The 12979-nt window shown below is 56.2% G+C and carries 13 protein-coding genes; 8 read left to right on the top strand and 5 right to left on the bottom strand.

All coding sequences use genetic code 11. The features are described from left to right. The 7 genes from HMPREF2726_RS09045 to HMPREF2726_RS09015 form a co-directional block, all read left to right on the top strand. On the top strand, nt 1-653 hold a 653-nt coding region (locus HMPREF2726_RS09045; RefSeq protein ID WP_070603070.1), incomplete at its 5' end, for an SH3 domain-containing protein. A 28-nt stretch (nt 654-681) separates the two neighbouring features. Next, a complete protein-coding gene (locus HMPREF2726_RS09040) occupies nt 682-1596 on the top strand; it encodes an ABC transporter ATP-binding protein (protein WP_070603106.1) in 915 nt (304 codons plus the stop codon). Continuing rightward, nucleotides 1593-2846, top strand: a complete 1254-nt coding sequence (locus HMPREF2726_RS09035) for an ABC transporter permease (protein WP_070603068.1) — start codon at nt 1593-1595, stop codon at nt 2844-2846. The genes HMPREF2726_RS09040 and HMPREF2726_RS09035 overlap by 4 nt, the downstream gene beginning before the upstream one ends. Nucleotides 2847-2926: 80 nt before the next feature. Further along, nucleotides 2927-3217, top strand: a complete 291-nt coding sequence (locus tag HMPREF2726_RS09030; protein ID WP_003763573.1) for a phosphopantetheine-binding protein — start codon at nt 2927-2929, stop codon at nt 3215-3217. Then, nucleotides 3214-4248, top strand: coding sequence for a beta-ketoacyl synthase N-terminal-like domain-containing protein (locus tag HMPREF2726_RS09025; RefSeq protein ID WP_070603066.1), 1035 nt, complete (start codon nt 3214-3216; stop codon nt 4246-4248). The genes HMPREF2726_RS09030 and HMPREF2726_RS09025 overlap by 4 nt, the downstream gene beginning before the upstream one ends. Next, a complete protein-coding gene (locus tag HMPREF2726_RS09020) occupies nt 4230-4964 on the top strand; it encodes a hypothetical protein (RefSeq protein ID WP_070603064.1) in 735 nt (244 codons plus the stop codon). The genes HMPREF2726_RS09025 and HMPREF2726_RS09020 overlap by 19 nt, the downstream gene beginning before the upstream one ends. Before the next feature lie 199 nt (nt 4965-5163). Continuing rightward, complete coding sequence (locus HMPREF2726_RS09015) at nt 5164-7509, top strand: MMPL family transporter (RefSeq protein WP_009311568.1); 2346 nt, start codon at nt 5164-5166, stop codon at nt 7507-7509. 234 nt (nt 7510-7743) lie between these two features. Here HMPREF2726_RS09015 and pyrC read toward each other — a convergent pair whose 3' ends face one another. The 4 genes from pyrC to HMPREF2726_RS08995 form a co-directional block, all read right to left on the bottom strand. Continuing rightward, nucleotides 7744-8778, bottom strand: a complete 1035-nt coding sequence (gene pyrC / locus HMPREF2726_RS09010; RefSeq protein WP_009311569.1) for a dihydroorotase — start codon at nt 8776-8778, stop codon at nt 7744-7746. A gap of 232 nt (nt 8779-9010) precedes the next feature. Beyond that, nucleotides 9011-9613 carry an NMCC_0638 family (lipo)protein gene (locus HMPREF2726_RS09005; protein ID WP_009311570.1) on the bottom strand — a complete coding sequence of 201 codons (603 nt, stop codon included), beginning with the start codon at nt 9611-9613 and terminating at the stop codon, nt 9011-9013. Nucleotides 9614-9686: 73 nt separating this feature from the next. Next, nucleotides 9687-10244 (bottom strand): DUF4189 domain-containing protein, encoded by a 558-nt coding sequence (locus tag HMPREF2726_RS09000; RefSeq protein WP_009311571.1) that lies wholly within the window; start codon nt 10242-10244, stop codon nt 9687-9689. Between the two features lie 118 nt (nt 10245-10362). Continuing rightward, nucleotides 10363-10587 carry a sulfurtransferase TusA family protein gene (locus HMPREF2726_RS08995; RefSeq protein ID WP_009311572.1) on the bottom strand — a complete coding sequence of 75 codons (225 nt, stop codon included), beginning with the start codon at nt 10585-10587 and terminating at the stop codon, nt 10363-10365. A gap of 108 nt (nt 10588-10695) precedes the next feature. On the opposite strand from HMPREF2726_RS08995, the gene HMPREF2726_RS08990 reads away from it, so the two are divergent. Beyond that, nucleotides 10696-11307, top strand: coding sequence for a CNP1-like family protein (locus tag HMPREF2726_RS08990; protein WP_036529159.1), 612 nt, complete (start codon nt 10696-10698; stop codon nt 11305-11307). Nucleotides 11308-11388: 81 nt separating this feature from the next. On the opposite strand, the gene fumC is transcribed toward HMPREF2726_RS08990, so the two are convergent. Then, nucleotides 11389-12777, bottom strand: coding sequence for a class II fumarate hydratase (fumC, locus tag HMPREF2726_RS08985; protein WP_070603061.1), 1389 nt, complete (start codon nt 12775-12777; stop codon nt 11389-11391). Nucleotides 12778-12979 lie beyond the last annotated feature (202 nt).

The raw sequence follows: 12979 nt of genomic DNA, 5'->3' as shown, positions 1-12979 counted from the left end.
GACACACCAACTTACGCGAAAGCCCCGATTTGAACGCCAAAGTTTTGGCAAAAATTCCCAACGGCACGCCGTTGGAATGTGTAGGCGAAGCCAGCAAAGACAATCCGAATTTCTGTACCGCGCTGTTGCAACAGACAGCCACCGGCGGTTACGGCTTTATCCACCGCAGCCGTCTGATATTTCCCGCCTCCAACAAAAACTTCGTTACCCTACACGAACACTTCGGTCGCGACGATACGTTGACTTTGTCCGGCAACGGTCAAACGGTATACATCGCCGCCCGCCGCATCCACCCCAAACGCAGCGACTTTTCAGGTACAGCCTCAAATAGTGACAACGCTCCTCTCTATCGGGGCAAACCATTTTATGGCACAGATGGCTCCATTCCAAAAAGCGTCTTTGCCATAGAACAGATCACGCTAAACGGTCAAGCAGTTCCCGCTGCCGAACTGCAAGGGCTGTTCTTGCCCGATTTTGCCGCCACTGCACGCGGCAGCAATGCGTATGATGGCTGGGAAGCCTATTACCGCCGTACCGACAAGACGCTTTATCTGTTTAATTCGGTGAATAATGATGCCGGTTCTTTCGGTATGTGTTTCGTATTTAAGGACGGTAAATTACAGCGCCGTTATTTGTGGGATGCTGCGCTATAAATATCGCTCAAAAAGGTCGTCTGAAACCATGATTCAAATCCAATCCCTCTCCCACCGTTATCCCAAAGCCGAAACCGCCGCGCTGGACAATGTGTCGTTCGACATTGCCGACGGCGAATGTTTGGGGCTGCTCGGTCACAACGGTGCGGGGAAAACGACGCTGATGTCGCTTTTGGCAGGCTTGCAGGAAGTACGGCAGGGCGAAATTTTGTTTGACGGCAAGCCGTTGCGCCTGTTAAGCCGCAGCGAGCGGCAGAAAATCGGTTTGGTGCCGCAGGATTTCGCGTTTTATCCGCAGCTTTCTGTGTGGGACAACCTGCTGTTTTTCGCCTCGCTTTACAAAGTGCGCGACAAAGGCCGTCTGAACGCGCTGTTGGAACAGACCGACTTGACCGCCCACAAAAACAAGGCGGCAAAGCATCTTTCGGGCGGGCTTAAACGTCGTCTGAATTTTGCCATCGGCCTGATTAACACGCCGCAACTGGTGTTCCTTGACGAAATCACGGTCGGCATCGACCCGCAGTCGCGCCGCTTTATCCTCGACAGCGTGGCGGATTTGACACGGCAGGGGGTAACGGTGGTTTACACCTCGCACTATCTGTCGGAAATCGAGCAGCTTTGCGGCAAAATCGCGCTGCTGCAACACGGCAAGCTGGTGTATCACGGCGGTTTGGACGAGCTTTTAAGCACGCAAACCGGTGTCGTGCGTTTTACCGTCGAACCGCCGCTGCCGCCTCAAACGCTGGCTGCTTTGGGTGCCAAGCAAGTGGACAGCCGCGGCATGATGGAAACGACACACGATGCCGCCGCCGTTTACGCCGTCCTGCAACAAAGCGGCGCGCAAATCCGCTACTTCCAGCAGGGACACGGTTCGCTGGAAACGTTTTACCTTGATTTCCTGCGCAAAGACGAACCGGCAACAGATAAGCAAAATCTACAATGACGACCTCCTCCCTCCTCAAAGAACTCAAATTGCTCTGCCGCGACCTGCACGGTTTGGCGGTGTTATTTGTGATGCCCATCGCCTTCATGCTGATTATGTCGTTGGCGCTGAGCCGCGACCAAGACCCGCACACCGACAGCCGCATCGCGCTGGTCGGTGCGGCAGACGACAGCGTCAATACCGCGCTGGCAGCCGCGCTGGAAAAAGAGCAGATTCATGTCACGCTGATGTCGTCTGAAAAACTGACCGACGCGCAAAACGGCTTGCACGACAAGCGTTTCCAACTGGTGCTGCACAACCCGAACGCCGCTTCCGGCAAAATCGCCGACAACAAAGCCTTGCAAATCTATGTACCGCCCGATACCGAGCCTTCGTGGCTGGCGGCGGTCAAAGGCGTTTTGCAGCAGCACTACACCCAAACGCGGCTGGACGCTTATTTCGACAACAACGACGGCATCAAAATCAACAATAAAAAACTGCCCCGCTCTATCCGAAAAGACATCCAGAAAAAAATCGATGAAAAAAACGACGAGCAATTCGCCGCCGTGCAAACCTTTTTAGATAAAAAAATGCTGGAAGAACACTATCTGAGCGCAGGCAGCGGCAAGGTTGAAAAACCCAACGCCGTACAGCACAGCGTACCCGCATGGCTGATTTTCGGTATGTTTTTCATCATGATACCGCTGTCGAACGTCATGGCGCTGGAACGCCAGACCAACACCATCACCCGCCTGCGCCTCGCCCGCGCCTCCGCGTCCGGCCTGATTGCCGCCAAACTCATCCCCTATTTCCTGATTAACCAGCTTCAGTTTGCCGGAATGCTGTTGCTCGGCCGCTACCTGTTGCCCGAAATCGGCGTGCCCGCCCTCATACTCAACGGCAGCCTTGTTCCCTACGCACTGCTGTCCGCCGCCGTCAGCGCCGCCGCACTCGGCTACGCGCTTCTAATCAGCGTCTGCGCCAAATCCACCGAACACGCCGTCGTCCTCGGCGGCGGCGGCATCATCCTGATGGCGGCAATCGGCGGCATTATGGTCCCCGCCCACGTCATGCCCGAAACCATGCAGCAACTCACTTGGATTTCCCCGATGGCATGGGGCTTGAAAGCTTTTCAAGAACTGCTGCTCAACCGCAGCGGACTGGACGGAATCGGCCGCTACCTCATTCTGCTGTCCGCCTTCTCCGCCGCCACCCTGACCGCCGCCGTGCTGGTTTACCGCAGGCAGTTGCAGACGCAGGTGCGGTTTTAGGTCGTCTGAAAAACGAGTGTGGCGGGTTACACTAAAACACAAGCCGACATCCATCCCCACCCCAAACACGAAAGCAAAAAATGTCCTACACCTTTACCTTGGCAGAACATGCGCTGGAAGCGGAATTGAAAAAGCTGATTCTGCAAGAAGCCGACAAGACCGATGATGTTGCCGCCGAAGACTTTACCGACGATGCGCCGTTGTTCGGCGACGGCAGCCCTGTCGATTTGGATTCGCTCGACGCGCTGCAAATCTGCGTCGCGCTGCAACAGTATTTCCAAGTGCGGCTGCAAGGCGACCGTATGGTGCGCAAGCATATGATGTGCGTGCGCGATTTGGCGGCGTTCGTCCGCGCGGAGCATGGGGCGTGAGCTGGGTTTGCGGTACGGCGGCCACCTCCGCGCTGAATCCGCAGGCGGATTTCAGACGACCCGATGCGGTGTCTTATACGTTTTTAAACCGGCCGCAGCAGGCCGCTTATTTCCGCGCTTTTGCCGACGACAGCTTGGGAAGCGCCGCTTTTGCGGATATTGCCGAACAACATTTGCGCCGCGCCGCCGAAGATGCCGGATGGCCGTCTGAAAGCTGGCACGATGCTCCGGTGTTTATCGGTTCGAGTTCTTACGCCATCGCCGAATACGAAAACCGCCGCCGCGCGGGCAATACGGACATTGGAGAACACGGCCTGCTCTATCTTGCCGAAGATTTGCGCAAACGCAGCGGCAACCGGCAGATTTTCAGTTTGGCGACCGCCTGCACCTCGTCCGCCCATGCGCTGATTCAGGCAGACAATTGTTTGCGCGGTGGGGCGGGTCGCGCCTTCGTCCTCGGTATCGAAAACCTTAACCGCCTGACCCTGCTGCATTTTCACAGCTTGGGTTTGTTTACCGAACGCTATCAGCCCTTCGGCGGCAACGGTCTGATTTTGGGCGAAGGTGTCGCCGCACTCGCCCTCTCTACCACGCCGCCTGATTGTGCAGGTCGTCTGAAACTCGTCGGCCACGCCGCCAATACCGGCAACGACCTGATTCAAAGCAACAATAAGGCATTGGAACAGGTTATCAACTGCGCCTTAAACATCGCCGCCGTTGCCCCCGAAAACATCGCCGCCGTCAAAACCCACGGCATCGGCACCGCCGACAGCGACGCCGCCGAATTGGCTGCGTTGGAAAACGTGTTCGGCACTCTGCCGCCGCTGATGGCGTTCAAAGCGCAAATCGGCCACACCCTCGGCGCAACCGCCGCCCTCGAAACCGCGCTGCTCTTGTCCGCCCTGAAACAAGGCGGCAGCACCGATTATCAAGGACGCGAAATCCGTTTTTCAGGAGACCTTTTCTGTCTCGCCAACCATTTCGGTTTCGGCGGCAGCAACACAGCTATGGTATGGCAATGGCAATCATAAATCCCGACATTCGCATCACCGCCGCCGCGCGTTTCGATACCGAAGCCGCCGTCGGCAACAAAATCCTCAAACAAAACTTGCAGCAGCAAAGCGGCACGGACGCCCGCCGCCTCAGCCGTCTGAGCCTGATTGCCGCACTCGGCGCAGGCCTGCTGCGCGGACAAGGCGAAATCCGCCCCGATTGCGCCGTCTTCCTCGGCACGCCGTTTTCCTCCCCTTCCGTGTTTGAAAAAATGGCGGACAACGTGCTCAACCACCATGCCGCAATGCCTTTCGACTTCATCGCCAACCTGCACAACGCACCCGTTTTTCATGCCGCACAAACCCTAGGCACGCACGGCGCGACGTTGGCGGTTGCCACCGAACGCCATTTGGAAACCCGTTTCCATCCCCTGCTGCTCGCCGCACAATCCTTGCAAAGCGGCGGACAGGCCGCAGTCGGCTGGGCATACGAACACCAAGCCACCCACGCCGATACGCGCGAAGGCAGCATTTGGATTTTGCTCGAACACGGCGCGGAACACGGCGTTCCCGTTACCTTAAATACGGAAGCCGAGGAAGCGGAAAGGCTGTCCCTTCAAGAGGCTGCGCACTCTGAAACGCAAGGATATTATTGGCAGGACATCGCCGATTTTTTAGAAACATTGTGCCTTGCCGACGGTTTATCATCCGGCAAACCCAACCCAATCATGATGGCGCGCGCAGAAATCCTGTGAGTTTGCACACGCGAAACGTGTTCCGAAATACGCCGCTGCCTCCGCGCCGACAGGTCGTCTGAAAATCCGAAACTGTCTTCTGTTTCAAACACATTTTCAGACGACCTGTTTCTTTCCCCTGCCGATTATCCATTCGGATTGTCAATGCACCCGACTTCCCCATAAAATGCCGTAGACACACTTCAAACCCATTTGAAAAATGATGACTACCTACCGCCGCGCCTACACCGTCCTCACCGCCCTGCTGACCCTGTTCCTCATCTACACCGTCTCCACGCAAAATTGGCTGCAAACCGACCTGACCGCGCTGCTGCCGAGCGAACAGCAGCCTGACGCGCTTTTGACGGCGGCGGACAAGGCGGGCGAAGAACAGTTGAACACGCAGGTGATTTTGCTGGCGGGCAGCAAAGACGCGGAAACGGCGTTTCAGACGACCTCCGAGATTGCGGCTTTGTGGCGTAAAAGCGGCGTGTTCGAGCAAGTGGACAGCAGCGTGACGCCCGACTTGGGCAAGGTGCGCAAGGACATCGGCAAGCTGGGACTCGCCCTGCTGCCGAACGAACAGGTGCGCCTGCTGTTTGAGCATCCGCAAGCCTACTTTCAGGCGCGTGCGGAAGCGGCAGTCAACCCGTTTGCCGCGCCCTCACCTTTGTCTTTGGAACAAGACTGGCTGGGCTTCGGGCGTTTTGTCGCCGGCAAGGCGAATCCGCAAAGCCGTTTGCAGTGGAACATGGACAACGGCATGCTGTTCACCGAAGGCGATGACGGGAAAACTTGGGTCTGGCTGCGCGGAAAACTGGCGGCGGGCGACAATTTTTCAGGCAACAACGCCCTTCTGCCGCTGATAGCGGAAAGCCGCAAACTGGCAAAAGTCAAAGGCGCGGACACGCTGACAGCAGGCGGCGCGCTGTTTGCCGCCGCGTCTAAAACCGAAGCGGAGCAGGAAAGCCGGACGATGAGTACGGTGGGGATGTTGCTGACGTTCGCGCTGCTGTTGTGGGTATTCCGCAGCGTCCGCGTGTTCTGGCTGACGCTGCCTTTGGCGGCGGGTATGCTGACCGGTCTGGCGGCGGCTTTGCTGGTCTTCGGCGAAGTGCATATCCTGACCATCGTCATCGGCACGAGTCTGGTCGGGATGTTGGTGGATTTCCCGCTGCACTGGCTCGCGCCTTCGGTATTCGGCACACGAGCGAAAAACGGCAAAACGGCTTTTTCAGACGACCCCGTCTGGCAGGCCGAACCCGCCATGAAACACGTCTTGCCGAGCTTTACCGTCAGCCTGCTGATTACGGTATTGGGCTACGCGCTCTTGTGGTTCACGCCGCTGCCCGTATTGCGGCAGACCGCCGTGTTTTCAGGATTTGCGCTGGCTGGCGCGTTTGGCGCGACGGTGTTGTGGCTGCCGCCGCTGTTTCAGCGTTACCGCGCCAAAACCGTGCCGTTTGCCGCGCTGACCGAACGGCTCTACGCGCTGTCGGGTCGTCTGAAAATCCGTCTGCACAAACGCGGCTGGCTGATGGTCGGCGGCGTGTTGCTGGCGGTCGGGCTGTGGCGCAGCGACTGGCGCGACGACATCCGCCAGTGGGTCAACATGCCGTCTGAAATGCTGGCGGAAGTGCAACGCATCGGACAGTTGAGCGGCGCGGATTTCGGCGGCAAATACTTGGTTGCCGAAGCGCCGAGCGAAGACGCTTTGTTGATGAAAACCGCCGAACTCGGCCGCGCGCTGCAACCTTTAGTCGCGCAAGGCAAGCTCGTCAGCTTCCAATCTCCCGACCAGCTCCTGATGCCCGTATCCGAACAGAAAAAACTGCAAAACCGCCTGCGCGAGCTGTCTAAGCTGCCCGAAAGCCGCCAACCGCTTGTCGATATCGGCATTCCGCACAAAACCCTACGCAACGCGCTGCTGCAAGCCGCCGATGCGCCGCCGCTGACGCTTGCCGACGCGCTGAAAACTGATTTGGCGGAAGCCTGGCGGCCGCTGTATTTGGGTGAAGTCGAAAAAGGCCGTTTCGCCGCCATCGTGCGCCTGAACGGCATGACCGACGACACCGCCGTCCGCTCCGCCGCGCAAAGCGTAGCGGGCGTACATTGGGCGGACAAACGCGCCCACCTGAACGACCTTTTCCACCACACGCGCAATCAGGCGGCATGGTTGAAACTGGCATCCTACGCGCTGGCATTGCTGGTTTTATGGCGCATGTTCGGCATGAAGCGCGGCACCAAAATCCTTGCCGTACCGCTTGCCGCCGCCGTCTGCACCGTCGCCGTACTCGGTCTGGCAGGCATCCCAGTCAGCCTGTTCGCCATGTTCGGCCTGCTTTTGGTGTCCGCCATCGGCGTCGATTACGCCGTCTATGCCCTCACCGCGCGACACAGCGCACCCGCGCGGCTGGGCGGGATGCTGCTTGCCGCCGCTACCACCGCCATCTCCTTCGCCCTGCTCGCCCTAAGCGGCACGCCCGCCGTCGCCGCCTTCGGCATTACGGTCACGGTCGGCGTAGTGTTCAATATTTGGCTGGCGGGGGCTTTGTTGAAAGATTGATGTTTAAAATTTAAAAAAACAAAAAGGTCGTCTGAAAACAGGTTGGCGCAAAATCCGCCATACCCGTTTTCAGACGACCTTTTTGACAATATCAAACGTAATCAAGCCGCTGTCTTCTTGCAGAACATAAGTGGTTTAAGAAACAGCCTCAGGATGCCCTTATCCGCTCCCTTATCAAACCAAAATGCCTGCCCCTTTTCGGGCAGGCATTTTCATGCGGTCATGATGTGCGGCTCAGTATTTGACTGTCCAGCCTATCTCGCCGCCCGCACGCATCGGGACGAGTTCGCCGTCGCCGTAAGGGACGCTTGCGGGGACGGTTTGGCTTTGTTTGACGAGGGTGATCGTGTCGGCGTTTTCGGGAATGCCGTAGAACCTTGCGCCGTTTTTCGAGGCGAAGGCTTCAAGTTTGTCCAACGCTCCTGCTTTTTCAAACACTTCGGCGTAAAGCTCGATGGCGGTCATGGCGCTGAACATGCCGGCGCAGCCGCAGGCGTTTTCTTTGGCAGATTTGGCGTGCGGCGCGGAGTCGGTGCCGAGGAAGAATTTGTGCGCCTTCTCGCCGGTAACGGCGGCGACCAATGCCTGACGGTGGGTTTCGCGCTTGAGTACGGGCAGGCAAAAATGATGGGGGCGCACGCCGCCGACCAAGAGGTCGTTGCGGTTGAGCAGGAGATGTTGCGGGGTAACGGAGGCGGCAACGTTGTCGCCTGCTTCCAAAACCAGGCGTGCGGCTTCGGCGGTGGTGATGTGTTCGAACACGACTTTGAGATTCGGCACTTGCGCCAAAACGGGTTTCATCACGCGCTCGATAAAGGCGGCTTCGCGGTCGAAAATATCGATTTCGGGATCGGTTACTTCGCCGTGAACGAGGAACAAAATGCCCTGTTTTGCCATTTCTTCCAAAACGGGGATGAGTTTGAACAGGTCGGTTACGCCGGAATCGGAATTGGTCGTTGCGCCGGCGGGGTAGAGTTTGAAGGCGACGATGCCGGCGGCTTTGGCTTCGCGCACCAGCTCGGGCGTGGCTTGGTCGGTCAGGTAAAGCGTCATCAACGGCTCAAACGCGCTGCCTTCGGGCAACGCCGCCATGATGCGCGCTTTGTAGGCAAGCGCGTCGGCAACACTGACGACGGGCGGCTTGAGGTTGGGCATGATGACGGCGCGCCCCATCTGGCGGGCGGTATAGGTGGCAACGGCTTGGAGCGCGCCGCCGTCGCGCAGGTGCAGGTGCATATCGTCGGGGCGGGTTATGGTCAGGGTTTGCATGAGTGTTCCTTTTTAGATTTTTGGGTTTCAGACGACCCCTTGATGTTTCCTAGGGGCTGTCAACATTTAATTTTCCCAGTGGATTTTTGTTCACAAAGCGGAAGATTCAAGGCGGAAACCGCAACAAGGTTGGACACCTTGTGAGGATTTCCAACGTGGAAGATGCCGCTTTGAGGATAAAAAGACACGGAAACTATTGAATGGCGACAGCCCCAAAGCTCGTCTGAAAAAACTATTGCACAAGGACAGGCTTGCCGTTGTAGGACTGATGCGTCAGGTAAAACACCGCCTGCACGGGCAACTGGTCGGACGGGGTGGTTTTGACGGTCAGCAGGGTTTCTTCCGGGCTGCCCGAAGCTCGCCACGCATAAGAAAGCTGACGGATCGCTATCGGCGATTCGGAGGCTTGATCGGTGCGCAATTCGTTGTTCAAGCCCTTCGGCGGGTTTTCCACCAACACCATAAACTGCTTGCGTATCAAGTTTTCGTCCGCCCGCGCCGTTTTCACGCTGCAACTGTCGCCGGTCAGGCTCAAATAATAATCCGCGCCGTCCTGCGTTTTCTTCCAAACGGCAAGCGCATCCGGCTCGATGAAACCTGCGGGCAGCCTGCCGATTTCTTCCGCGTTCAAAGCCGTCAGCTTTTCATTATCGGCAAAAGAGCGCACTTTATCGGCAGCCCCGTCAAAAGCGACGCAGCCTTGACGGAACAATTCCGCTGCCGCGTTCGCACGATCCGCCATCTGCTCGGGCGGCACTTCTTCCCTGCCGCACGCCGCCAATAAAACGGAGAAAGCGGCAAGCGTCAAAAGCCTTGAAATCGGACGTTTCGCCATTTTCAGACGACCTTTCATATAGATTTAAAAAAGCGGGGTAGGCAGGGAACAGCGTTCAAAGTAAATTTTGTAATCACTCATTTGGAAGGGAACAACGTTCAGGGACAAGAATTACACACTTTTTGTATTTATGAGAACTACAATTTTCTAAAGCCAACCTTTCTGAATTTCCTTCCGTACTAGAATACCCTTTCAAAATATGAAGTACACCATTGTCCCAGCCTGTAGCAAGCGCATGACAGCCGTCCTTAATCCAATCATGAACTTTACAAAATTTACCATCCCCCCTTTTTTCACATCTCTGGATGGCAACACGCTTAGCTTGCTCCAATGAATCCTCATTTACGGAATCTGTAATATATCCGGTTTTGTTATTTAACACTATCGCTCCGTACTTTGATGGCAGATTGACAATAACCGGATTGGTATTGTTATAGGAATTGCCGTTATTGTTATAAGAATTACCGACATTCACCGATGGGTGATATTTATTATAAATATCTTGCTGGTTATAGCCGTAAATACGCAATTCCGGCGCATTCTGCAACGCTCCGCGGGTTGGGTCGTATGCAAAAGAAAGTTCGGAATATCCCAGCAAAACCGAAAAGAGTAGAAAAAGTTGCTTTTTCATCATTTTCCTTTATCTAATAATGATTCACTTGTAAAACTTAATAAAATCAAACTACAAGCTTCACAAGAAGGCGTTAAAAAGCCTTGAAATCGGACGTTTCGCCATTTTCAGACGACCTCTATTTGTGTTTCACGACCAGCGTGAACACGCCGTCTTCTTCGCGCGATTCGAGCAAGACATGCCCGGTCTGGCGGCAAAACGCCTCAAAATCGCCGGGCGCGCCGCCGTCGGTCGCCAACACGGTCAGGACTTCGCCTGCCTCCATTTGCGCCAACGCTTTTTTGGTTTTTAAAATCGGCAAAGGGCATCTGAGCCCCTTCAAGTCTAAGGTGTGTGCGTTCATATTTTCCGATGTTCCGTTAACAGGATTAACATGAATTATACCGTACTTACTTGCACCCCACCCCGCCGAACCCATAAAATAAAGCCGTTTTTCACTTTGGAGCACACCATGCGCCGTCTCGCCCTCCTGACCCTCTGCCTCGCCGCCACGGCAGTCAACGCCGCCGGATTCAGCGAAAAAGATACCCCCTTCAACACACGCTACAAAGAAAGCCCCGAAGAAGCCGCTGCCCGCGAGTTCGCCGAACAAAAAACCGCGCTCCCGCCCCTGCCCGACACCCAATCCGGCGACTGGTTCGACCTTTACGTCAGCGAAGACTACGGCAAGCAGCCCAAAATCCTCCTCAGCAGCCTGCAAATCATGCCCTCTCCGGACGGCAGCATCCGCTACATCCTCAACGTCCGTTCCGACAAAGGCCATGACAACCTGACCGTCGAAGGCCTCTTCTGCGCCCGCTCTTCCTTCACATACGGCAAAGACAAACGCTCGTCTTATAAAGTGTTCGGCTACGGCGACACCGTCAACCGCCGCTGGATCGAGCCGCGCAAAGCCGAATGGAAACCCATAGGCTCAACCTTCAACAAAAACGACGAGATGCGTGCCGTCCTCTACCAAGCCTTCTGTACCGACGGCGTACCGAACACCACCGAAGGTCTGGTCAAACGCCTCAAAGAACGCGCCGGACGCTACGCGCCGAAAATGGTGCGCCACGACAAATAAAAGCCGTTTGACGGTTTCAAACATCAAAAAAGGTCGTCTGAAATATTTTCAGACGACCTTTGCCGTATTTCAAACCCTTAATCAGCGCGGATGAACCATATCGGCGGGGACGACCAGTTCGTCAAACTCCTCGCCTGTCAGCAAGCCCAACTCAACGGCGGTTTCGCGCAGCGATTTGTCGTTTTTATAGGCGGTTTTGGCGACTTTAGCGGCGTTTTCGTAGCCGATTTTGCGGTTCAGCGCGGTAACGAGCATCAGGGAATGGTGCAGGAAATAGTCGATTTTTTCCGGTACGGGTTCGATGCCGGCGGCGCAGTTTTCGTTGAAGCTGTTGCACGCATCGCCCAACAGGCGGATGGATTGCAAGAGGTTGTAGGCGATAACGGGCATATAGACGTTCAGCTCGAAATTACCCGACGCGCCCGCCATGCCGATGGTGACGTCGTTGCCGAACACTTGGCAGCACACCATGGTCATCGCTTCGCATTGGGTCGGGTTGACTTTGCCCGGCATGATGGACGAACCCGGCTCGTTTTCGGGGATTTTGATTTCGCCCAAACCGCAGCGCGGGCCGCTTGCCAGCCAGCGGATGTCGTTGGCGATTTTGTTCAGGCTTGCCGCCAGCGTTTTCAATGCGCCCGAAGCGGCAACGGCGGCATCGCGTCCGCCCAAGGCTTCAAATTTGTTCGGCGCGCTGACAAACGGCAGGCCGGACAGTTCGGCGAGTTTGGCGGCGGCTTTTTCGGCGTATTCGGGATGGCTGTTCAAACCCGTGCCGACCGCCGTGCCGCCCAAAGCGAGTTCGTATAAACCTTTGAGCGCGTCGTTCAGACGGCCTAAGCCGTGGTCGAGTTGGGAAACGTAGCCGGAAAACTCTTGTCCCAAAGTCAGCGGCGTCGCGTCCTGCAAATGGGTGCGGCCGATTTTGACGATGGGGGCGAATTCTTTGGCTTTTTTGTCCAACGTGTCGCGCAGGGCTTTTACCGCCGGAATAAGGTGGCGGTTGATTTCAATCGCGGCGGCAACGTGGATGGCGGTCGGGAACGCGTCGTTGGTCGATTGCGCGTGGTTCACATGGTCGTTGGGATGGACGGGCTGGTACGCCGCCAAACCCGTACCGGCGATTTCGTTGGCGCGGTTCGCCAGCACTTCGTTCATGTTCATATTGGACTGCGTGCCGGAGCCGGTCTGCCAAACCACTAAGGGGAACTGCCCGTCGAGCTTGCCGTTCAACACATCGTCCGCCGCCTGCGTAATCAAATCCGCCTGTTCGGGCTTAATCCTGCCGAGGGAAACATTGGTGACGGCTGCGGCTTTTTTCACCAGCGCCAAAGCATAAATCAGCGGCTGCGGCAAGGTTTCGCCGCCGATTTTGAAATTGTTGCGGCTGCGCTGGGTCTGCGCGCCCCAATAGGCTTCGGACGGGACTTCGACATTGCCCATGGTGTCGTGTTCGGTACGGGTGCTCATGCGTTTCTCCTGAATTAAATGATAATGCAAATAATTTGCAAGCGTATTATAGCGGGCAGGAGGTCGTCTGAAAAGCGGGGGACGGAGTTTGGGACGGCGTTTTGAAAGCTGAAAAGAAGATTGAGACAGACGAAGGAATTGTGTTTAACCTGTTTGGGTTATGCCAAAATGTATAGTGGATTAACTTTAAATCAGGACAAGG

The sequence above is a fragment of the Neisseria sp. HMSC074B07 genome (genome assembly GCF_001810355.1).
Lineage (GTDB): Bacteria > Pseudomonadota > Gammaproteobacteria > Burkholderiales > Neisseriaceae > Neisseria.
Note: the sequence above shows the minus strand (reverse complement) of the source record. Positions and strands in the feature narration are given on the sequence as shown.